The following is a 22862-nucleotide window of genomic DNA, read 5'->3' as shown; positions in this document are numbered from 1 at the left end:
GCCTGGCGTATCTATGGTACAATCCAAAAATGTGAGGCGTAAACGGTAAGGTATTTTCACAAGACCATGACTGAACCAAAACGCACCATAACACCACAAGAAACACAAGAAGATAGCGCGCTGGAACAGACGTTGCGCCCCCAACGCTTGGCGGAGTACATTGGGCAAGAGCGTGTCAAGACCAACTTGCAAATTCTCATCGAAGCGGCGCGTCAGCGTCATGAACCACTTGACCATATCTTGCTCTACGGACCGCCGGGATTGGGGAAAACGACCCTGGCCACCATCGTCGCCAACGAGATGGGCGTCAACATCAAGGTGACCGCTGGTCCTGCCATTGAACGCCAGGGCGATTTGGCCGCCATTCTCACCAACTTGCGGCAAGGCGATATCCTTTTCATTGATGAAATTCACCGGCTGAGCCGCGCTGTGGAAGAAATTCTCTACCCCGCCATGGAAGACTTCGTGCTCGATCTCATCATCGGCAAAGGTCCGAGCGCGCGCAACGTGCGCCTCAAATTGCCCCGTTTCACCGTGGTGGGGGCGACAACGCGGCTGGCGTTGCTTTCCTCACCCTTGCGCGACCGCTTTGGCGTGGTGCAACGCCTCGATTTCTACGATTTGCCCGCAATGGTGCAAATCGTCCAGCGCAGTGCGCGCATTCTGGGCGTTCAGATTGACGCCGAGGGCGCAGAAGAGATTGCCCGCCGCGCACGCGGGACGCCCCGCATTGCCAATCGCCTGCTCAAACGCGTGCGGGATTACGCGCAAGTGCGCGCCGATGGCGTGATTACCCGCCAGGTGGCGCAGGATGCCCTAGCGTTGCTGGAAATTGACGAACTTGGGCTCGATGACATTGACCGCCGCGTCTTACTCACCATCATCGAAAAGTTTGACGGTGGTCCGGTAGGACTGGAAACCATCGCCGCCGCCATCAGCGAAGAATCCGACACGATTATGGACGTGTACGAACCTTACTTGCTCCAACTCGGTTTTTTGGAACGGACCCCGCGTGGGCGTGTCGTTACGCGCCGCGCCTACGAGCATTTGGGCATTCCGTTCAACCGCGATGAGCGCGGTGAGGGACCCATTCAACCGCCGCTTTTGTAGCATCGAGGGAGAAGGAGGGAACCATGCCGCCGGAACTATCGGCTTTCGGGCGAACGCTCATTCTCATGGGGGTGTTGCTCGTTCTCGTGGGGCTCTTTTTCGTTGTGTTGCCTCGTCTCCCCGGCTTGGGGCGTTTGCCCGGCGACATTTACATCGAACGCGACAATGTGAGTTGTTGGGTGCCTATCGCCACGTCCATTGTGCTTAGCCTCTTGCTCACCGTGGGGTTGAATCTCTTGCTTTGGCTGGCGAGCCGTTTGGGGCGATGACGGCTTTTGTTTGACATAAACTCATGTCTCTGATACGTTCAATCATATTGAGGCAGAGACCATTGGGCAAGGAGTCTTTGCATGCAGGAACAAATCGCCGCATTTATTGAAACCTTATCGAGCAGTCAAAACACGCGCCTGGCATACCAAAACGATCTCACGCAGTTTCTCGATTTCTTGCGGCAACAAGACCCCCCCCCGCGCTCGTGGCAGGAGGTCACCACCGAGCATGTGCAGGCGTTTGTCTTTTTCTTGCGTGAACGCGAGTACGCCAATTCCAGCGTGGCGCGCAAGATGGCGGCGGTGCGGCGCTTCTTTGCGTTCTTGAAAAAACGTGGCGACCTCGCCGAAAACCCCGCCAAAAAGGTCGGCAGCCCGCGCGTCGAAAAGAAAAAGCCCATCGTCCTCACACACGACGAAGTGGAGCGCTTGCTGGCGGCGGCAGCCGGCGAACCCGGCGCCAAAGGCTTGCGCGATCACGCCATGTTGCAGGTGATGTACGCAACCGGCGTGCGTGTGAGCGAACTGGTCAACCTGCGCTTGCAAGATGTAGACCTTTCCAGTTGCTCGGTGCGCGTGCGTTCAGGGCGGCGGCGCGAACGTGTGCTGCCGCTTTCCACAGCAGCGTGCGAAGCCTTGCGCCGCTATGTTGAAGAAGCACGGCTCGCGCTGGTCGCTTCACCCGATGAGCAGGCGCTGTTCGTGAATGCGCGCGGCACGAAACTCACGCGCCAGGGGGTTTGGCTGATCATCCGTGAATATACTGAAAAGGCGGGCTTGGAGAAAGAGGTGAGCCCGCACACCTTGCGCCACACATTTGCCGTTCACCACATGCAAGACCAAACTGCCCCGCACGATGTAGGCGAGGCGTTGGGAAATCTCACCGAACGCAGTCTGCACATGTACGAAGGACTTGATGAAGCCGCCTCACAGCCCGATGAATCTGCCGACGCCTGACGAAAGGAGCGCCGTTTATGGGCTATATCGAAGAACTGTTGGGCAAAGACGAAACCATTTTGTTTGAAACACGCCAGCACCCCATTGTCATTGCGCGGGCGGTATTGGTGTACGGCCTGTTGGCGCTGGGAATTTTCGTTGTTGCGATCGTGCTCTGGCAAGCCCAACAAAACCCTTCATGGCTGGTCTTGCTCCTGGCAGATGCGGTTGTTCTGGCGCGGTTGGCGTTGGTGTTGGTGGCGTGGAATAACGAACGCTACATCATCACCAATCGGCGTGTGCTCAAAGTGGAAGGCATCTTCAACAAACAGGTGACGGACTCTTCGCTGGAAAAAGTCAACGATGTCGTGTTGGAACAATCTGTGCTGGGGCGCATGCTGGGCTATGGCGACATTCACATCATCACGGGAAGCGATATCGGCGTCAACCACTTTGAGCGCATTCATCACCCGGTCCGCTTCAAACAAGCCATGCTGAATGCCAAAACCGATTTGCACACGGGCGCCAGCCGCACAGTGGAAGCCGCCCCCCGCACACTTGAAGATGACGTTTTTGCAGCGATTGAACGCCTGGCGGAATTGCGCCAGCGCGGATTGATTACCGAAGAAGAATTCGAGCGCAAGAAAGCCGAGTTGCTGGCGCGTTTGTAGGTCGCCTGTCTGACAACCAATCAATTTTGAAGACAACGAGGAAGTTGCCATGAACGAAGCATCATTTACGTTTGAAGATTACCGCGCGATTGCCCGCTGGATTTTGGAACGCACGCCACACCGCCCCCGTGTTGGTATCATCGCCGGTTCAGGCTTGGGGGGCTTGGGCGATGGGTTGGAGAGTGCGCACGTGTTCCCCTACGGCGACATCCCCCAATTTCCGCAAAGCACCGTGGCGGGGCATGCCGGCCGCCTGGTGCTGGGGCGTTTGTCGAATGTGCCGGTCGTTGTCATGCAGGGGCGTTTTCACTTCTATGAAGGGCACTCAATGCACCGCGTGACGTTGCCCGTGCGTGTGATGGCGACGATGGGCATCGAGACGCTGATTGTGACCAACGCCGCCGGCGGTATCAATCCCGCCTTCAACGTGGGCGACATCATGTGCATCAACGATCACATTTTCATCCCCGGTATGGCTGGGCATCACCCGCTGATTGGTCCCAACGATGACCGCTTGGGACCCCGCTTCCCCGATTTGTCGAACGCGTACAGCCCCACCCTGCGCCGTCTGGCGCACGAGGTGGCCGCCGAGCAAGGCATTGACCTGCGCGATGGCGTCTACGTCATGGTGAGTGGTCCCAGTTATGAGACGCCCGCCGAACTGCGCTTTTTGCGCGCCATTGGCGCCGACGCGGTCGGGATGAGCACCGTGCCCGAAGTGGTGGTGGCGCGGCATCAGGGCGTCAAGGTGCTTGGGTTTTCGCTCATCACCAACAAAGTCATCACCGAACCGCGCGAAAGCGACGAACCGATGGAACTGCACGAAGAAGTGGTGGCGATTGGCAACCAGCGCGCCGCCGTCCTGCGCGAACTGGTGCGCGGCATTGTCGCGCGTTTGGGCGCATGACCCGTGTACCTGGCTGGTTGATAAAAGCAGCAAACGGAGGCAAACCGCCTATGCGTATCCGAGACCAACATGCACTCACATTCGACGATGTTTTGCTTGTCCCACGTCGCTCACCCGTGCGCTCCCGCCGCGACGTGGACACGTCCACCGACCTGGTGCGCGGCATTCGGATGGCAATCCCCATCATCAGCGCCAACATGGATACCGTGACGGAAAGCGAAATGGCCATCACCATGGCGCGCCTGGGCGGTCTGGGCGTCATCCACCGTTTTATGACGATTGAGCGGCAAGTCGCCGAAGTGTTGCGCGTCAAACGTGCCGAAAACCTGGTTGTCGAAGACCCGTACCGCATCGCGCCCACCGCCACCGTCGCAGAAGCCCGCCGCCTCATGGACGAGTGGGGAAGCGGCGGTTTGCTGGTGATGGACGCCGAAGACAACTTGCTGGGCATCCTCACCACGCGCGACATTCTTTTTGAAGACGACGAAACCCGCCCCGTCGCGGAATTGATGACGCCGCGCGAGCGCCTTGTGACCGCCCCACCGGGAACCTCGTTGGAGGAAGCGCGCAAAATTTTGCATCGCGCCAAGGTGGAAAAATTGCCCCTGGTGGACGAAAACGGGCGCGTCCACGGCTTGATTACCGCCAAGGACATCGTCAAACGCCGCCAATACCCGCAGGCGACCAAAGATGAGAAAGGGCGTTTGCGCGTGGGCGCCGCGATTGGCGTGAAGCGGGGCGAGCGTGAACGCGCCGAAGCGCTGATTCGCGCCGGTGCGGATATCCTCGTGCTTGACATTGCGCATGGGCACAGCGACAACGCGCTCGACATGCTCAAATGGTTGCGCGATACCTATGGCGAAGACGTGCGCATCATGGCGGGCAACGTGGCGACCGCCGAAGGCGTGCGCGACCTCGCTGAAGCGGGGGCGGACGCCGTCAAAGTCGGGGTTGGTCCCGGTTCAATTTGCATCACGCGCATTGTGACGGGGTTTGGCGTGCCGCAACTCTCCGCCGTGATTGAATGCAGTGAAGCCGCGCGCGAATACGGTGTGCCCATCGTTGCCGATGGCGGCATTCGCACCTCAGGCGACCTCACCAAAGCCCTCGCCGCCGGGGCGCAATCGGTCATGATTGGCAGTCTCTTTGCCGGCACACGCGAAAGCCCGGGGCGCATCGTTCAGCGCCAGGGGCGGCGCTACAAAGTCACGCGCGGCATGGCCAGCCTGGGCGCAACGATGAGCCGCCAGGACAGCGCCGAGATTGACATCGAACAGGTGGTGCCCGAAGGCGTGGAAGCCATGGTGCCCTACCGCGGCAGTGTGGTGGACATTGTGCGCCAGTTGGTGGGGGGCTTGCGGAGTGGGCTGAGTTATGCCGGCGCCTACACCATCCCTGAGTTGCAAGCCAACGCCGAATTTGTGCCCATCACACTCGCGGGCATGCAGGAAAGCAAGCCGCACGACGTCGAAGTCTTGTGAACGAGGTGCAGGCCATGTTGCTGGCAGTGGACATCGGCAACACGCATGCCAAATTTGGCATTTTCGATGAAAACGGCGCGCTGGTCGCCGACTGGCGCGCCGTCACCGACCACGACCGCACCGCCGACGAATGGGGCGTGCTTGTCGAGCGGTTTTTGGCGTTGCGTGGGTATCGCCTTGCCGAACTGCGGCATTGCATCATCTCCTCGGTTGTGCCGCCTGCCACCGCCGCCGTGAGTGAAATGGTGCGCCGCTATCTGCACACCGAGCCGCTCATTGTCAGCGCCGAGATTGACATCGGTATTCCCGTACAAGTGCCCAACCCCGCCGAAGTGGGCGCCGACCGCCTGGTGAATGCCGTCGCAGCGGTGAAACGGTACGGCGCGCCCGCCATCGTCATTGACCTGGGCACAGCAACCACGTTCGACGTGGTGTCGCCCGAAGGGGCGTACATCGGCGGGGTGATTGCGCCCGGCTTGCAACTCTCGGCGTCGGCGCTTTTTTCGCGTGCGGCGCGCCTCTTCAAGGTGGATTTTGTCTTCCCGCCCCGTGTCATTGGCAACACCAGCGCGACCGCCATGCAAAGCGGGCTCATGTGGGGGTACGCCTCGCTGATTGAAGGCATTGTCGCGCGTATTACCGCCGAATTGGGTGCGCAACCGACTGTGATTGCCACCGGTGGGCTTGCCGAAGCCATGGCGGAACATACCGCCTGTATCACCGTTGTTGACCAGGCGCTGACCGTGGATGGGCTGTACGAAATCTGGAAGCGGCACCACGGCTCATGAACGGCTTGCTGGCGTTCGGGTTGGTGTTCTTGCTCATGCTCTTCCTTTTCCTGGCGCTGGATCGCGCGACCACGCGCGCCATTCTCACCTTTTTCTACTTGCTCACCAACAGCGAACGCGCCGCCTACTACCTCTACGCCCTGGTGCTCCTGCCGGGGACGCTCTTGCACGAAACCAGCCACTGGTTCATGGCGAAACTCATGCGCGTCCCCACGTCCGGCTTTTCACTCATCCCCCGCTTCGAGAATGGGCAACTCGTCATGGGGCATGTGCTCGTGCGCAAAAGCGACCCCATTCGCAGCGCGCTGGTTGGCTTGGCGCCGCTCTTCGTCGGGACGGTGGTGGTTGTCACAATTGCCACACGCATCTTTGGCATGACATGGCCTTTCCTCTTCTTTGAAGAAACCATCACCTGGCGTGATATGCTCGCACTGTTTTGGCAAGAAGTTCACCGCATCCAATCCGTGCCCGACGCGCCGCTCTGGTTCTACATTCTGTTTAGCGTGAGCAATGCCATGGTGCCGAGTGAAAGCGACCGCGTGGAATGGCGACGCGCCTTCTTTTGGGTGGCGTTGTTCACCTTCCTGCTGATATTTGGCTTGCGTGGACCCAACGTTCCCGCCTTCTTGCTCTGGCTGCTCGTTTCACTGGGGTGGTATCTCATCTTCGCCTTTTCCATCACCATTTTGGTTGACGTTCCCATCTTGTTGTTGTTCAATATCGGCATCCTCATTGTTGGTGGGTTGCGAGGTCGGTTTTCATTTTCGTGAGACAGAGGAGGGGAGATATGCGTACCAATCCGCGTTTCATCGCGCTGGCTGGCGTCCTGACGGCGCTTGTGATGGTGGTCACTCGCTTTGTCGTCGTACCTGTTGGGCAAGGCTTCTTCAACTTTTCGGACGTGGCGATTTACTTTATCGCCTTCGCCTTTGGCCCCTGGATGGGCTTGATTGCGGGCGGTTTGGGCACAGCGCTGGCGGATATTTCGCTGGGCTACGCCTCATTTGCGCCGCTCACGTTCCTGGCGCACGGCTTGCAAGGCTTTTTGGCGGGCTATCTCTACGACCGCGTTCACGGCGCGCCGCTGAACAAAATGCTTGTTGGCTGGTTGGGCGGCACCATCGCCATGGCAGGCATCTACTTTGTGGGTGAATTTTTCGGCGCGGCGTTCGGCTGGGGTGGACCGGCGCAAGCCACCGCCGAAGTGGTGCCCAACCTGCTTCAAAACGTAGGCGGCGGCATCGTTGCCATTCCGCTCGTCATTCTTGTGCAACGCGCCTACCCGCCGCTGGCTCGGTTCCGCGCCAATGAGTGAACAGCCGGCCATCGCTCTGCGCGATCTGACGTTCGCGTACCCGCCCCTGATACACAACGGCGACCCCGTCCGCGTGTATCAGGGGCTTTCGCTGCAGGTTGAACCCGGCGCACGTGTTGCCCTGCTCGGCCCTACGGGCGGCGGAAAAACCACGCTGGCGTACATTCTCGCCGCGCTTGCGCCCCATATGACAGGCGGCACCCTGCAAGGCGTGGCGCGCGTCAATGGGCGCGATGTGGCGCACACCCCACCTGCACACATGAGCACCGACGTGGGCTTGGTCTTCCAGTCGCCCGACCAGCAATTGTTCAACATGACCGTCGCCGACGAAATCGCGTTTGGGCTGGAAGGGCTGGCGCTTCCCCCGGATGAAATCGAACGCCGCCTTGCCGCAATCCTTGCCGATGTGGGGTTGCAAGGGCTGGAAGAACGTCCCCCGTGGCAACTTTCGGGCGGTCAGCAGAAGCGTCTGGCTATCGCCGCTGTGCTGGCAATGCGCCCCCCCATCCTCGTACTGGATGAGCCGCTCGGCGGACTTGACCCCGTGGGACGCCGCACGGTCATGGCGTTGCTGGAACGCTTGCGCACGCGGCACGGCGTCACCATTCTGCTCATCGAGCAACATGCTGAATTTGTGGCGCGCTGGGCGGACCGCGTGCTCGTTGTCGCCGATGGGCGGCTCCGGCTGGACGGCACGCCGCGCGAAGTCTTTGCCCACGTCCACCTGCTGGAAGCGCACGGCGTCCCCGTGCCGCAAATGGCGGCTCTCACCGCCCGCCTGCGGGCGCACGGGCTGGACGTGCCGCTCTGTCTCCATGTGGAAGAAGCCGCGCAGGCGCTTCCCGCCCCGCGCCGCGTGGTCGCGCCGCCTGTGCCGCCGGCGCGCACTGCACCCCCCGCCGTCGAAATCGAACACGTTTCCTTTGCCTACGAACAGGAAACCGTCCCCGTGCCCGCCTTGCAAGAAGTCTCGTGTACCTTGCCGCAAGGGCAATTCGTGGCACTCGTTGGTGCAAATGGAAGCGGCAAAAGCACGCTCGCCCGCCATCTGAACGGCTTGCTGAAACCCCAGCAGGGGCGTGTGCGCGTCATGGGGCACGAAACCCACGCGCACCCCGTCTCATTCCTGGCGCGCATGGTGGGCTACGTCTTCCAAAACCCCGACCATCAGATTTTCGCCCCCACCGTGCGCGAAGAAATCGCCTTCGGTTTGCGCAACCTCGGCGTATCGGCGTCCGAGACCGCCCGCCGCGTAGACGACGCCTTACAGCGCTTTGGCTTGCACGTCTACGCCGACGTGCCGCCCGCCGTGCTGGGCTACGGGCTTCGGCGGCTCGTGACGGTCGCCGCAGTCTGGGCAATGCGCCCCCCCATCTGGGTGCTTGACGAACCCACCACCGGGCTGGACGCCCACTACACCGCCATCCTCGCCGACCACATGCGCCGCCTGCACGCCGAGGGGCATACCATCCTGCTCATCACACACGACATGGCGCTGGTGGGCGCCCTGGCGGAGCGCGTGCTGGTCTTGCATGCGGGGCGTCTGGTTGCCGACACCACCCCGCGCGACCTCTTCATTCAGCATGAGCGGCTTGCCGAGTGGGGCTTGGAAGCCCCGCCGCTGGCGCGTTTGCTCGCTGCCCGCCGCATTCCGCCGCCGTCGCCGTTGACGCTTGACACTGTGGCGGCGTTGTGGGCAACTACGCCGTGAACCATGCATGCCTCGCGCATCTGCTTTCAGAAATGCCCACCTTCATCTATAATCTCGCCTCACAACCAGCCGACCGAACAGTGCTAGAAAGGTAGTTGCCGAAAATGGGACGTATCTACGTCGCGCTTGACCTTGAAACGACAGGCTTGGACCCCGAAAACGACCGCATCATCGAGATTGGAGCCGTCAAATTTCGCGTTGCCGACCAGCCTGGTGAAGAAGACGAAATCCTGGACACGTTTCAAACCTTCGTCAACCCCTACCGCAAACTCGCCCGCAACACCATCAACCTGACGGGCATCACCCAGGAAGACGTGGCCGACGCGCCGCCGCTTGAAGCCGTCCTGCCCGACCTGGAACAATTTGTCGGCTACTACCCCGTGGTGGGGCACAACATCAACTTCGATTTGCGTTTTCTGCAAGCCAATGGAGCGTTGCAAGGCGCTATTGGCGTTGATACGTTTGAATTGGCGGGCATTTTGCTCCCCAATGCGCCGCGCTATAGCCTGGGGAAGTTGGCTGAATATCTGGGGATCGAGTTTCCCACGCGCCACCGCGCCCTGGATGACGCCGACATGTCGCGCCAACTCTTTCTGGCGTTGTGGGAACGCGCCTGGCGCTTGCCGCCCGACGTTCTGCACGCCATCGTCGCTGTGGCGCAACGCAGCGATTGGCGCTTGCGCTCTTTCTTCGCCGCCGCCTTGCGTCGGCAAGGGGTGGGGGAAGGCGGTCCGCGCAAGGTGCGCGAACTGCCGCCCATTCCGCCCGCGCTCACCTTTCGCGAGGGCGCGCCGCCGGTGCTTGACATCGCCCGCCTGGAACAGTTTTTCGCCCCCGATGGACCACTGGCGCAAACATTCGAGACGTTTGAGCCGCGCCCTCAACAGGTTGCGATGATGAAAGCCGTGGCGCAGGCCTTCAACCGTGGGCAGCACCTGCTGGTGGAAGCCGGCACAGGCACAGGGAAATCGCTTGCCTACCTGCTACCGGCGGTTGAACATGCTGTGCAGGCGCAAGAACCGGTCATCATCTCCACCAACACCATCAATTTGCAGGAACAACTCTTCCACAAAGATTTGCCGCGCTTGCAACAAGCCTTCGACAAGCCCTTCCGCATTGCACTGCTGAAAGGGCGCGCCAACTACATCTGCCCGCGCCGCTTCCGCGACTACTTGCAGCGCGAGCGTTTCACCGAAGCCGAAGCGCGGCTCATCGCCCGCGTACTCGTCTGGTTGCCGCAAACCACCACAGGCGACCGCAGCGAACTGCTTATCCAGCGCGACGAACAGAAGTACTGGCCATACATCTGCGCCGACCAGCACGCCTGCCGCTCGCTGGGGTGTGGTCCGCATACCGATTGCTTCTTCTACCGCGCACGGGCGCAGGCGCAGGGCGCGCATATCGTCGTCATCAACCATGCCTTGCTGCTTGCCGACGCCGCGATGGATAACGCCATTTTGCCAGAACATCGCTACGTCATCGTAGATGAAGCCCACCACCTGGAAGACCGCGCCACCGAGCATTTTGGCGGGCGCATAGACGCCGCCGAAACGCGCGAATTTCTGCGCGGCTTGATTGCCCAGCCGCAACATGGCGCTCCCGGCGTCTTCCGCGCGTTGGCGCGGCTCTTGCGCGAAGACAAAACGGTGTTGCCCGAAGAACAGAAAGCACCCTTGCGCCGCCTGACCGAAGAACTCATGCAGGGCGTCCAACAAGCCGCCAACCACCTTGATCGCATGTTCGAATCGGTCGAACTCGCCATCCAGCCGCACACGCCGCGCCGTGGCGAATACGACGCGAAAATCCGCCTGCTGCCCGACATTCGCGAAACCGCCGCCTGGCACCACGCCGCGCAGGACGCCGAGGAAGCCGCCGACACGCTCACACGTGTCATGCAGGGCATTGACCGCCTGACCAGCAGCCTCAACATGCTCATCGAAGACCTGGACCTGGACCGCTGGTCGCTTCTGTTGAACATGCTCTACGTCACCCATACCCAACTGGACACATTGGCGCTCAACTTGCGCCGCATCGTCATCGCCCCCGACGCCAACGACGTCTGTTGGGTGCGGGTCAACACACGCTGGAACCGCCTCGAACTCAACCGCGCCCCTCTGCATGTGGGCAACATGCTCAGCGAGAACCTGTTTGGCAAGCGGCGCAGTGTGGTGCTCACGTCCGCCACCCTGCAAAGCGATGGCGGCTTCCAGTACATTCGCGACCGCCTCGGTGTTCCCCATGCGGCAGAATTGGCGGTTGGCTCGCCTTTCAACTACCGCGAAATGGCCTTGGTCTATGTGGCAACCGACCTGCCGGAACCAAACAGCCCCAACTACGCGCGCGCACTGGCGCAATCCGTCATGGATTTGGCGCGCGCCACACAAGGGCGCATGTTGGTGCTCTGCACCAGCAAAACGCAATTGCGCCGCCTCTACGAAGCCGTTGCCGACCCCCTCGCGCGTGAGGAGATTACCGTCATCGCGCAATACTTTGACGGCTCGCGGCATACGCTGATTGAACAATTCAAGGTGGCGGAGCGCACGGTCTTGTTGGGCACACAAAGTTTTTGGGAAGGTGTGGACATCCCCGGTGAGGCGCTGAGTTGTCTGGTCATCACACGCTTGCCGTTTCCGGTGCCCAGTGAGCCGATTATCGAAGCGCGTGCTGAAACCTACGAAAACGCCTTTTACCAGTACACCATCCCGCAAACGATTTTGCGCTTTCGCCAGGGGTTTGGGCGTCTCATTCGCAGCCAGGACGACCATGGCATTGTCGCCATTTTCGATGGGCGTGTGGCAAGCAAAGCCTACGGGCAACACTTCCTCAACGCCCTTCCTGAATGCGAAATCGTCTATGGTCCCGCCCGTGATTTGCCCCCCTTGGCGGAACGCTGGTTGCATCCCGAAAAATTGTTCTTCAAGTGAGTGAGGTTCTCGTGCGAGGATTGTTTGAAAATGCCTCAGGGGCGCGTTTTTCGTTGACAGCGGCAACTGGTTGACATATCATCAAGTGGAGCAACCGCACCGACAAAGAGCCGTCAAATATGACCGCGCAATCAAACCGTTTGAGCCTCACAATTTCACAGTTTGTGACCCTACTTTTGCTAACGATTTTGCTGTTGTCGTTGGCCAATTTTGGCTTGCGTGCGGTCGAACGCTACCGCTTGCGCCACCGCGCGGAAGTCTTGCAAGCCGCGATTGCCGCCGAGCGCGAAGAACAAGCCCGCTTGCTGGCGCGCAAAGCCTATGTTGCCTCTCCTGAGTATCAGGCGCGCCTCGCCCACGAATTGGGGTTGTACGCTCCGAACGAGCGCCGCCTGGTGGTGTTGGGGGGCGATACGTTGCGAAGGAAAGAGGTGGCGGAAGAAACGGTCATCTTGCGCGAAGCACAAATGCCCACCTTGCCCTATTGGCAACAGTGGTGGGAAACCTTCTTCGGTCCCCTTGATGAAAGCGTGGCGCCCTGAAGGGCGATACCCCCTTATGCACGCTTCAACAGCATCTTCACGCCAAACCCCGCCTGCGTGATGAGTGCCCGCACCACTTCGGGCAACGTGCGGGGTTGATTCCACGGCAACAACGCATAAAACGCATTGCGGGAACGCACCCACGCCATAAACCGTTGCGGCGAGGCTTCATGCCCAAACAACAGCGGCCAGCGGCGTGCGGCGGGACCGTTGGGGTCGCGCCAGTCAAGCCCTTCCCACTCAGCACGTACCCGCACCCCCGTCAGGTAGGCGTCGTATTCTTGCTCCAACGACCCCACAAGGTGCCCACGCCACCGCGCCAGGTGCGCCAGTTCATGCGCCAGCACTTCCAGATTGGTGGCTTCATCGCCGGCGTCTCGCATGATGATGGTTTCAAGTGGCCAGGGGAACGCGAAGGCGTTGCCTACGGGCGGTCTCCCCCACACGATACGGGGCCAGCGCCGCAGCACATAGGCGACGAGGGGCGCACCTGTGGGTGTTTGGGCGATGGCTTCCAACAGGCGCAGGATACGCGCATCGTAAGGACGGGGTTGCCTTGTGAACACGAGCCAATCGAGATACTCACACCGACGCATAGGCATCGCCTCTCTTTGGCAAAGCAAAAGGGCGTGGCACCATGCCACGCCCTCGCGTTTTACATCTCGCTGGGGGCTTGCATGCCCAGCAAGTGGAGCGTGCGTGCAAGCGCAATCTGCGCTGCTTTGACCAGTTTCAAGCGGGCTTTCACCAGGGCTTCATCCTCGGCGGTCAGCACTGGGCAATCGCGATAGAATTGGTTGAAGGTGCTTGCCAGCTCGCGCGCGTAAAACGTCAGGTGGTGCGGCGCGAGTTCGGCGGCGCAGTGTGCCAGCACATCGCTCAGGCGCAACATCTCGCGGATGAGGGCCAATTCTGAAGGGTGAGTGAGCACCGAAACGTCCGCGTTGGGGTCGAAGGAAATCCCCCGTTCGGGCGCCTGGCGTTCCAGAATCCCGGCTGTACGCGCGTGTGCGTACTGAATGTAGTAGACGGGGTTTTCATCCGATTGTTGGGTCGCCAGCTCCAGGTCAAATTCCATTTGAGCGTTCGGGGAGCGACTAATCATGAAGTAGCGCACTGCATCGGGGCCGACCTCGTCAATCAACTCATCCAGCGTGACGAAGTTGGCGCGGCGCGTACTCATCTTGACGGCTTGCCCGCCACGCACCAGTGTGACGAACTGGTGGAAAATGGGCTGGATACGTTGGGGGGCATCGGTGTACCCCAGCGCATACACCGCGTTGATGACATCGGGCATCTCAGCGATATGGTCGGCGCCCAACACGTCCACAATCAAATCAAAGCCGCGTTCCAGTTTGTTGACGTGATAAGCAATGTCGGGCAGGCGGTACGTCGGCTCACCGGTTGAACGAACCAGCACGCGGTCTTTGTCCGCCCCAAATTCAGTTGCTTTGAACCAAACCGCGCCGTCTTTGTCATAGACGTAGCCTTTTTCACGCAGACGTTCGAGCACATCCCAAATCGCGCCCGTTTCGTAGAAGGTCGCTTCGTTGGTGTACACATCATGGTGAATGTTGAGGCGCTCTAGCGTCTGGCGAATGTCGGCAAAAATGACATCCTGCGCAATGTGTTTGAAGAATTGCCAATCTTTTTCCGCCGCTTCGGACCCGTACTCGTTGAGAATATCGCGCGCGATGTCAATGATGTACTCGCCCTGATAGTAATCCTCGGGAAATTCGACCTCTTGCCCCAGCAGTTGCAGCAGGCGCAGGCGCACCGAATCACCCAGCACGCGCATTTGGCGGCCGGCGTCGTTGTAGTAGTACTCGCGAGTGACGTTCCAGCCGACCGCTTGCAAAATGCTGGCGAGCGTGTCGCCCAGCACCGCACCACGCCCGTGTCCCACTGTCAGGGGACCGGTAGGGTTGGCGGAGACAAATTCCACTTGGGCGGTTTTGCCCGCGCCAATGTCCAGGTCGGCGAAGGCTTCGCCTTCTTGCAAAATGCGGTCCACCTGCTTCGTCAGCCAGCCGGGATTGAGGCGGATGTTGATGTAGCCCGGTCCGGCCAATTCGACCGAGGCGATCAATTCATTGTCGGGTAAATGCGCGACAATCACTTCGGCAATCTGGCGTGGTGCACGGCGCATGGGGCGCGCCAACGGGAGCGCCATCGGCGAGGCGAAATCGCCGTGCTCGGCGCGCTTGGGGCGTTCGACGATAATCTCGGGCAACGCTTCAGGCGCCACTTCGGGCAGTGCGCCGCTTTGCATAGCGGCTTGAAGAGCGTCGGCAAGAATGTCCTGTAATTGGAGATGAATAAGACGCATTGTTCTTCACCCTGTTTCTTGAATAGAATCTGTTTGATTGTGCGATTGTCCACAAACTGCGCTTTTGGGCAAGTGTGAGGGCTTCATCTTCGCTTCTCATTGCCATTTGACAGCCGTGGCGTGCCTCACTATACTCACCTGTTGCGACGACACCTGTCGGCGCCATTTTGGTGTGCCTCAGGTTTGAGTTGGAGGGGACCGAACGCTCGTCGTCGCGCGGACTGGACCCTCTGATTGCGACACATGGGCAACAGTGTGGCTCAGTCCACGATGGCGAGCATCCGCATTGCGTGCAAGCCTCGAATGCGCCACGCTGTCTGCTTCTTGTGTTGCCAGGTCAGCAGGTTGTGCGCGAAGAAGTGAGAGTCGGTCAACACCAAAAGGAGTGTGTTCCCAAATGCCTATGAAAAAGAAAAAGTACGCCGCGATTCCCGAAGTTTTGCCCCTTCCCAACCTCATCGAGATTCAGAAGAAGAGTTACCAATGGTTCCTGGAAGAAGGCCTGCGAGAGCTCTTTGATGAAATCTCGCCCATTGACTCGTACAACGGCACGCTCTCCCTCGAATTTGGCGACTATCGCTTTGAAGACCCCAAATACAGCGAAGAAGAATGCCGCATCATGGATTTGACCTATGCGGCGCCCATGTGGGTGAACGTGCGTCTGATCAATAAGGAAACGGGCGAGATTCAGGAGCAAGATGTCTACATGGGGGAATTCCCCATGATGACGCCTAAAGGCACGTTTATCTTCAACGGCGCAGAGCGCGTCGTCGTCAGTCAGTTGATTCGCTCGCCAAACGTTTACTTCTCTTTGGAAGAAGAACGCACCAGCGGGCGCGAACTGGCGTCGGCGAAGGTGATTCCCAACCGTGGGGCGTGGCTGGAATTTGAAACCAGCAAGCGCGATGTGATTAGCGTGAAAGTTGACCGCAAGCGCAAGATTCCCGCCACGATTTTCCTGCGTGCGCTGGCGCTCGTGCCCGATGGCACCCACGACACGCCGTTGCTCACCGAAGGAACCGATGAAGAATTGTGGGCGCTGTTGGGCGATGTGGACAACAACCCCGACCACCAGTATTTGCAAGCCACGCTGGAACGCGACCCCACGCACAACGCCGAAGAGGCGCTGGTGGAATTCTACAAGAAAATGCGCCCGGGCGACCCCGCCACGGTCGAAAACGCGGTATCGTACATTAAATCGCTCTTCTTTGACGAACGCCGCTACGACCTGGGGCGTGTTGGTCGCTACAAAGTCAACAATACGCTGGGCGTAGATGTTCCTCTCGATCGGCGCATGCTCACGCACAAGGATATCTTCGCCATTGTGCGTCGTCTCATTCAAATCAACAACGGCGAAATTGAGCCCGAAGAAATTGACCACCTGGGCAACCGCCGTGTGAAGACGGTGGGCGAACTCTTGCAGAACCAACTGCGCATTGGCTTGATGCGCATGGAGCGCGTGGTGCGTGAACGCATGAGCACCCGCGACCCGGAACAGATCAGCCCCGTTTCGCTGGTGAACATTCGCCCGGTTGTGGCCGCCGTGCGTGAATTCTTTGGCGGTTCACAGCTGAGCCAGTTCATGGAACAAACCAACCCGCTTTCGGAATTGACGCACAAGCGCACGCTGAGTGCGTTAGGGCCTGGTGGGTTGAAGCGTGAGCGCGCCGGCTTCGACGTGCGCGACGTTCACCACTCGCACTATGGGCGTATTTGCCCCATCGAAACGCCAGAAGGGCCCAACATTGGTCTGATCGGCCGCCTGGCGACGTATGCGCGCGTCAACGATTACGGCTTCATTGAGACGCCCTATCGCAAAGTGTTGAAGGAAGTTCCCAACGATGGCGTCTCGGTTGTGGGCTTGATTGTGCGTGATACCATCCTCGATCCCGAAACGGGCGACCCCATCATCGAAGCCGGGCAGAAGGCAACCAAGGAACAAGCCGAGCGCCTGGCGAAACTTGACCGCCCGACCATTAAGATTCGCCCCAAGGTGACAAATGAAATTGAGTACTTGACGGCGGATAGAGAGGAACAATACACCATCGCACAAGCCAACTCGCGCCTGGACGCCGAAGGCTATTTCATCAACGACCGCGCCTCGGTGCGCCGTGGGAAAGACTTCCGCCGCGACAGCATCTACACAGTGGACTACATGGACGTGTCGCCCAAGCAGGTGGTGGGTGTCTCGGCGTCACTCATTCCCTTCCTGGAACACGACGACGCCAACCGCGCGCTCATGGGCTCGAACATGCAGCGCCAGGCAGTGCCACTGGTATCTGCCGATGCGCCCATTGTGGGGACGGGCGTTGAAGCACCCGCCGCTCGCGATTCGGGGCAGGTAGTGCTTGCCCGCGCCGATGGGCAGGTGATTAGCGTCACCAGCGAGCGCATTGTTGTGCGCGAAATGGATGGCAACCTCGAAACCTACAAACTGCGCCGTTTCTCGCGCTCCAACCAGAGCACGACCATTGACCAGCGCCCCATCGTCTACAAGGGGCAGTGGGTCAAGAAGGGCGACGTGCTTGCCGATTCCAGCTCAACTGAGGGCGGCGAGCTCGCATTGGGGCAGAACGTTTTGGTGGCGTTCATTTCGTGGGAAGGCGGCAACTACGAGGACGCCATTCTCATCAGCGAAGACCTTGTGCGCCGTGACAAGTACACCTCGATTCACATCGAGAAGCACGAAGTCGAAGCCCGCGATACCAAACTGGGTCCCGAAGAAATCACGCGCGACATCCCCAACGTGGGTGAAGACCAGCTCAAGAACCTGGACGAGCGCGGTATCATTCGCATCGGCGCCGAAGTTGGTCCCGGCGATATCCTCGTAGGGAAGGTGACCCCCAAGGGTGAAACTGAACTGACGCCCGAAGAAAAATTGCTGCGCGCCATCTTTGGTGAAAAAGCTCGCGAAGTCAAGGACTCGTCCCTGCGCCTGCCGCACGGTGAACGCGGGAAGGTTGTGGATGTGCAAGAATTCACGCGTGAGACCCACAGCGAGCTACCCGTGGGCGTCGAACAGATGGTGCGCGTCAGCGTCGCCCAGGTGCGCAAGATTACCGAGGGTGACAAGATGGCTGGTCGCCACGGGAACAAGGGTGTCATTTCCAAGGTGGTGCCCATCGAGGACATGCCCTATCTGGAAGACGGGACGCCCGTCGAAATTATCCTCAACCCGTTGGGCGTGCCCGGGCGTATGAACATCGGGCAGATTTTGGAAACACACCTTGGCTGGGCGGCATCGCGCCTTGGGTTCCGCGCGATTACCCCCGTGTTCGACGGTGCGACGGAAGACGAAATCGCCGCCGAATTGGCGCGCGCCTGGATGATTGACCGCGCCTGGCTGGATCTGACCGAGCGCGCCATTGCCTGGCTCAAAGAACAGGACTTCGATTTCAGCCAGTTGTGGGACGACCACGAAGCGCGGCAATTGTACCTCTACGAAAAACTGGTCGAAGCGGAGTGGCCCAACCCTGACGAAGTGTTGCAAGACCGCACGGCCATGCGCCGCGCCTGGTTGCACCTCTGGCTGCAAGAAAAGGGCTACGACCCCGATAGTCTGCTGGTGTGGGAAGACGACCCGCGCTCCCTTGAAGAACGCCATGCCGCCGATGAAAAAGCCATCCAGGTGGGGTTGCGCCTCTGGATCGAGCACCGTGGGTATGGCGACCGCTTGCAGGCGTTGGGTGAAGATGACGACGTCATCCCGCTGGCGCGTGAAGTGAGCCAGGAAACCGGGTGGCCCTTGCCCATCAGCGGCAAGCAAATTCTCTACGACGGCAAGACCGGCGAACCATACGACCAGCCCGTAACGGTCGGTGTCATTTTCATGCTCAAACTGGCGCACCTCGTCGAGGACAAGGTGCACGCCCGTTCGACGGGGCCGTACAGCCTGGTCACGCAACAGCCGCTCGGTGGGAAAGCCCAATTCGGTGGTCAGCGCTTCGGTGAAATGGAAGTCTGGGCGCTGGAAGCCTATGGCGCCGCCTACACCCTGCAAGAAATGCTCACCGTCAAGTCGGACGACGTCACAGGCCGCACGAAGACATACGAAGCCATTGTCAAGGGTGAACCGATTGGCGAGCCGGGCATTCCCGAATCGTTCCGCGTGCTGGTCAAGGAGCTGCAAAGCCTCGGCTTGAGCGTCGAAGTGATTGATGAGAACGACCAGCGCATCCCCTTGGGTGTCAAGGAAGTCAAGGAAGAACCAGTGCCCAAACTGGGCTTTGGTGGGCTCAACCTTTCCGGGTTGCCCAACCTCGATTCCTAAGCGTCTTCCGTGGGGGCGGTGGCGTGAACAGACCGCCCCCACACCGTCTCCCGTTCACAAAGAAAAAGCATTTGACAAAACTTCGTGATATGCTATAGTACGCGGCTGTGAGCCCGGAAGGGCAACAAATCCCTGTGTGGAATTTGTGAAACGAAGAACGGCCCGCATCGTCCCGCGAGGCCGTTCGTTGTGTGAAGAAGACCGAGTCGAGACGAAATTCAGACCAAAGAGTGGGAGTTGAGCAGTGCCGACGATCAACCAGTTGGTCCGAAAAGGCCGCAAAAAGACAAAGAAGAAGAGTAAGGCTCCCGCGCTTCAATACACGTACAACGCGCTGAAAGGGAAGCGTGTGCGCTTGCCGAAAGGTTCGCCGCAAAAGCGTGGCGTCTGCACGGTTGTGCGTACGATGACGCCGAAGAAGCCGAACTCGGCATTGCGCAAGATTGCCCGTGTGCGCTTGACGAACGGTATTGAAGTGACGGCCTACATTCCGGGTGAAGGGCACCGCTTGCAGGAGCACTCTGTGGTGCTTGTGCGCGGTGGTCGTGTGAAGGACTTGCCCGGTGTGCGCTACCACATCGTCCGTGGGACGTTGGACGCTGGTGGTGTTGAAGGACGTAAGCGGAGTCGTAGCAAGTACGGCACGAAGAAGGGTAAGTAACGTGTCGGTTCCGCTGTAGCCGTTGGGCTATAAGAACCGCAGGCTTAGGGAACAGCGCATCGGCGCTGCACAGAGTGAATCTGGAATCCCTCGCGGCAGCCGCTTGAAAACGGCTGGGGTGAAGTCTGCGGTCGAGCCCACGCGAGGGATTTTTGTTGTCGAAAGACGGAAGTATGAATTTGTAAGAAAGTCGAGGGGTGAAAAATGCCGAGACGCGGAAGGGCCCCACGTCGGCCCGTTCAACCCGACCCGAAATACAATAGTGAGTTGGTGGCGCGCCTCATCAACAAGGTGATGATTGGCGGCAAGAAGAGTCTGGCGCAGCGCTTGGTGTACCAGGCGTTCGATATGGCGTCGGAGCGCTTGAACAAGCCACCGCTCGAAGTTTTTGAGCAGGCTGTCAAAAATGTGACGCCGCTGTTGGAAGTGCGCCCGCGGCGTGTGGGTGGCTCGACGTATCAGGTGCCGATGGAAGTGCGCCCTGAACGTCGTGTGTCGCTGGCTTTGCGCTGGCTGGTGCAGGCCGCGCGTGCCCGCAATGGGCGTTCGTTCGCCGAAAAATTGGCCGCTGAACTTGTAGACGCATACAACAACACCGGCGCGGCGGTGCGGAAGAAGGAAGAAGTGCACCGCATGGCGGAAGCGAACAAGGCGTATAGCCACTTCCGCTGGTAATGCCGAGAGAATGAGAGTGGAGAGATGAGTCAGCAGTACGACATTACGAAAATTCGCAATATCGGGGTGATTGCCCATATTGACGCCGGGAAGACGACGACGACCGAGCGTATCCTGTTCTACACCCAGAAGATTCACCGCATCGGCGAGGTGCACGAAGGCGCCGCGACGATGGACTGGATGGAGCAGGAGCGCGAACGCGGTATTACGATTACCGCGGCTTCGACGACAACGTTCTGGCGTGGGCACCAAATCAACATTATTGACACCCCGGGGCACATTGACTTCACAGTTGAAGTGCAGCGCTCGCTGCGTGTGCTCGACGGTGGTGTGGTGGTGTTTGACGCTGTGGCGGGTGTGGAGCCGCAATCGGAAACGGTGTGGCGCCAGGCTGACCGCTACGGCGTGCCCCGCATTTGTTTCGTCAACAAGATGGACCGCATGGGGGCGAACTTCGAGCGCACCGTCGAGATGATTCGCGAGCGCTTGAAAGCCAACCCCATCCCCGTGCAGTTGCCCATTGGCGCGGAAGATTCGTTCGTGGGTGTTGTGGACCTCGTGAACAACCGCGCCATTATTTATGTGGACGACCTGGGAACGCGCAGTGAAGATACCGACATCCCGGCTGAATTGGCCGAGAAAGCGGCGGAATACCGCGAGCGCCTGATTGAGGCCGTGGCGGAAACCGATGAGGAACTGACGTTGAAGTACCTCGAAGGGGAAGAAATCACGCCGGCCGAAATCAAGAAGGCGCTGCGCGCCGCTACCATTAGCCGCCAGTTGGTGCCGGTGCTCTGTGGTTCGGCCTTGAAGAACAAGGGTGTGCAGCCCGTGCTGGACGCGGTGGTGGATTATCTGCCCTCGCCGGTGGATATTCCGCCTGTGCGCGGTTTCCGCCCGGGTGCTGACCCTGATGACCCTGAGGCTGTTATCACACGCAAGGCGGACCCCAACGAGCCGTTGGCGGCTTTGGCGTTCAAGATTGTGACTGACCCCTACGTTGGTCGTCTGGCGTATGTGCGCGTGTACAGTGGTGCGTTGCGTAGTGGTGAAACGGTGCTCAACAGCACCCAGGGCAAGAAAGAGCGCATTGGTCGCTTGATGCGCATGCACGCCAACCACCGCGAAGAAATTGACGTGATTATGGCGGGTGACATCGGGGCAGTGTTGGGGCCGAAAAACACCTTCACAGGTGATACGTTGTGCGACCCCAACGACCCGATTGTGCTGGAAAGCATCAAATTCCCTGAGCCCGTTATCTCGATTGCGATTGAGCCGAAGACGAAGGCTGACCAGGACAAGTTGGGTGATGCCTTGCGCCGCCTGGCGGAAGAGGACCCAACGTTCCGTGTGCAGACTGACCACGAAACCGGGCAGACACTTATCTCCGGGATGGGTGAGCTGCACCTGGAAGTGATTGTGGACCGTCTGCACCGTGAATTCAAAGTCCAGGCGAACGTGGGGCGCCCACAGGTGGCGTATCGTGAAACGATTACGCGTCCGGTGCGCGCCGAAGGGCGTTTCGTGCGCCAGACGGGTGGTCGTGGTCAGTACGGGCATGCGGTTGTTGAATTTGAACCGCTGCCGCGTGGTGAAGGCTTCGTTTTCGAGAACAAGATTGTCGGTGGTGCTATTCCGAAGGAGTACATCCCGGCGGTCGAGCAGGGGATTAAGGAAGCCATGGAAAGCGGCGTGATTGCCGGCTATCCCATGGTGGACATCAAGGCCACGCTGGTGGATGGTTCGTACCACGAAGTGGACTCCAGCGAAATGGCCTTCAAGATTGCCGGTTCGTTGGCTTTGAAGGAAGCCGTGCCGAAGGCTGGCCCGGTGTTGCTGGAACCCATCATGAAAGTGGAAGTGACGGTGCCCGATGAATACACGGGCGACGTGATTGGGGACCTGAGCAGCCGCCGTGGTCAGATTGAGGGGATGGAACCGCGCGGTGAAGGTGTGACGGCGATCCGCGCGCTGGTTCCGCTGTCAGAAATGTTTGGTTACGCGACCAACTTGCGCTCGCGCACAAGTGGTCGTGGGTCGTTCACGATGGAATTCGACCACTACGCGCCGTTGCCGCAGAACCTGGCTGAAGAAGTCATGAGTGGTCGTCGGAAGTAAAGTAGACGCGAAAGAGGAGTGAGGAATTATGGCGAAGGAAAAATTTGTACGTACAAAACCGCACGTCAACGTGGGGACCATTGGTCACGTTGACCACGGGAAGACCACGCTGACGGCGGCGATTACGCGCGTATTGAGCACGAAGGGCTGGGCGG

Annotated in this window: 19 protein-coding genes; 17 read left to right on the top strand and 2 right to left on the bottom strand. The window is 59.7% G+C overall.

All coding sequences use genetic code 11. The annotated features are described in order from the left end of the window. The first annotated feature begins 66 nt into the window (after positions 1–66). From ruvB to SE16_RS10930, 12 genes are all read left to right on the top strand, one after another. On the top strand, positions 67–1110 hold the full coding sequence (ruvB, locus tag SE16_RS10985; RefSeq protein WP_054492559.1) for a Holliday junction branch migration DNA helicase RuvB: 1044 nt from the start codon (positions 67–69) through the stop codon (positions 1108–1110). 23 nt (positions 1111–1133) lie between these two features. Continuing rightward, positions 1134–1379 (top strand): DUF2905 domain-containing protein, encoded by a 246-nt coding sequence (locus SE16_RS10980; protein WP_054492560.1) that lies wholly within the window; start codon positions 1134–1136, stop codon positions 1377–1379. An 81-nt stretch (positions 1380–1460) separates the two neighbouring features. Further along, positions 1461–2336 carry a tyrosine-type recombinase/integrase gene (locus SE16_RS10975; RefSeq protein WP_054492561.1) on the top strand — a complete coding sequence of 292 codons (876 nt, stop codon included), beginning with the start codon at positions 1461–1463 and terminating at the stop codon, positions 2334–2336. A 17-nt stretch (positions 2337–2353) separates the two neighbouring features. Then, the gene (locus tag SE16_RS16415; RefSeq protein WP_054492562.1) at positions 2354–2986 is read left to right on the top strand and encodes a PH domain-containing protein; all 633 of its coding nucleotides are present in this window, start codon (positions 2354–2356) and stop codon (positions 2984–2986) included. Positions 2987–3035: 49 nt separating this feature from the next. After that, positions 3036–3893, top strand: coding sequence for a purine-nucleoside phosphorylase (locus tag SE16_RS10965; protein WP_082374149.1), 858 nt, complete (start codon positions 3036–3038; stop codon positions 3891–3893). A 50-nt stretch (positions 3894–3943) separates the two neighbouring features. After that, positions 3944–5374, top strand: coding sequence for an IMP dehydrogenase (gene guaB, locus SE16_RS10960; protein WP_054492563.1), 1431 nt, complete (start codon positions 3944–3946; stop codon positions 5372–5374). Continuing rightward, positions 5371–6162, top strand: a complete 792-nt coding sequence (locus SE16_RS10955) for a type III pantothenate kinase (protein WP_161804536.1) — start codon at positions 5371–5373, stop codon at positions 6160–6162. The genes guaB and SE16_RS10955 overlap by 4 nt, the downstream gene beginning before the upstream one ends. Then, on the top strand, positions 6159–6932 hold the full coding sequence (locus tag SE16_RS10950) for a hypothetical protein (RefSeq protein ID WP_054492565.1): 774 nt from the start codon (positions 6159–6161) through the stop codon (positions 6930–6932). The genes SE16_RS10955 and SE16_RS10950 overlap by 4 nt, the downstream gene beginning before the upstream one ends. A gap of 17 nt (positions 6933–6949) precedes the next feature. After that, positions 6950–7477 (top strand): ECF transporter S component, encoded by a 528-nt coding sequence (locus tag SE16_RS10945; protein ID WP_054492566.1) that lies wholly within the window; start codon positions 6950–6952, stop codon positions 7475–7477. After that, entirely contained in the window at positions 7470–9188 is a 1719-nt protein-coding gene (locus SE16_RS10940) for an ABC transporter ATP-binding protein (protein ID WP_054492567.1), read from the top strand. Before SE16_RS10945 ends, SE16_RS10940 begins: the two co-directional genes overlap by 8 nt. A gap of 104 nt (positions 9189–9292) precedes the next feature. Continuing rightward, on the top strand, positions 9293–12112 hold the full coding sequence (locus tag SE16_RS10935) for a helicase C-terminal domain-containing protein (RefSeq protein ID WP_054492568.1): 2820 nt from the start codon (positions 9293–9295) through the stop codon (positions 12110–12112). A gap of 119 nt (positions 12113–12231) precedes the next feature. After that, the gene (locus SE16_RS10930) at positions 12232–12654 is read left to right on the top strand and encodes a hypothetical protein (RefSeq protein ID WP_054492569.1); all 423 of its coding nucleotides are present in this window, start codon (positions 12232–12234) and stop codon (positions 12652–12654) included. A 14-nt stretch (positions 12655–12668) separates the two neighbouring features. Here the strand turns inward: SE16_RS10930 and SE16_RS10925 are convergent, their stop codons facing one another. Together SE16_RS10925 and argS are read right to left on the bottom strand one after the other, a co-directional pair. Beyond that, on the bottom strand, positions 12669–13250 hold the full coding sequence (locus SE16_RS10925) for a hypothetical protein (RefSeq protein WP_152918061.1): 582 nt from the start codon (positions 13248–13250) through the stop codon (positions 12669–12671). Positions 13251–13309: 59 nt separating this feature from the next. Continuing rightward, complete coding sequence (gene argS, locus SE16_RS10920; protein ID WP_054492571.1) at positions 13310–14983, bottom strand: arginine--tRNA ligase; 1674 nt, start codon at positions 14981–14983, stop codon at positions 13310–13312. Positions 14984–15380: 397 nt separating this feature from the next. Between argS and SE16_RS10915 the strand changes: the two genes are divergently transcribed. From SE16_RS10915 to SE16_RS15450, 5 genes are all read left to right on the top strand, one after another. Further along, the gene (locus tag SE16_RS10915; protein WP_054492572.1) at positions 15381–19253 is read left to right on the top strand and encodes a DNA-directed RNA polymerase subunit beta; all 3873 of its coding nucleotides are present in this window, start codon (positions 15381–15383) and stop codon (positions 19251–19253) included. 244 nt (positions 19254–19497) lie between these two features. After that, complete coding sequence (rpsL, locus tag SE16_RS10910) at positions 19498–19914, top strand: 30S ribosomal protein S12 (RefSeq protein ID WP_054492573.1); 417 nt, start codon at positions 19498–19500, stop codon at positions 19912–19914. Between the two features lie 204 nt (positions 19915–20118). After that, complete coding sequence (gene rpsG, locus SE16_RS10905) at positions 20119–20589, top strand: 30S ribosomal protein S7 (RefSeq protein WP_054492574.1); 471 nt, start codon at positions 20119–20121, stop codon at positions 20587–20589. A 24-nt stretch (positions 20590–20613) separates the two neighbouring features. Further along, the gene (gene fusA, locus SE16_RS10900) at positions 20614–22707 is read left to right on the top strand and encodes an elongation factor G (protein WP_054492575.1); all 2094 of its coding nucleotides are present in this window, start codon (positions 20614–20616) and stop codon (positions 22705–22707) included. Between the two features lie 28 nt (positions 22708–22735). Further along, a partial coding sequence (locus SE16_RS15450; protein ID WP_236693746.1) for a GTP-binding protein occupies positions 22736–22862 on the top strand: 127 nt, incomplete at its 3' end.

Source organism: Ardenticatena maritima (genome assembly GCF_001306175.1).
Lineage (GTDB): Bacteria > Chloroflexota > Anaerolineae > Ardenticatenales > Ardenticatenaceae > Ardenticatena > Ardenticatena maritima.
This window is presented reverse-complemented; position numbering and strand designations above follow the sequence as displayed.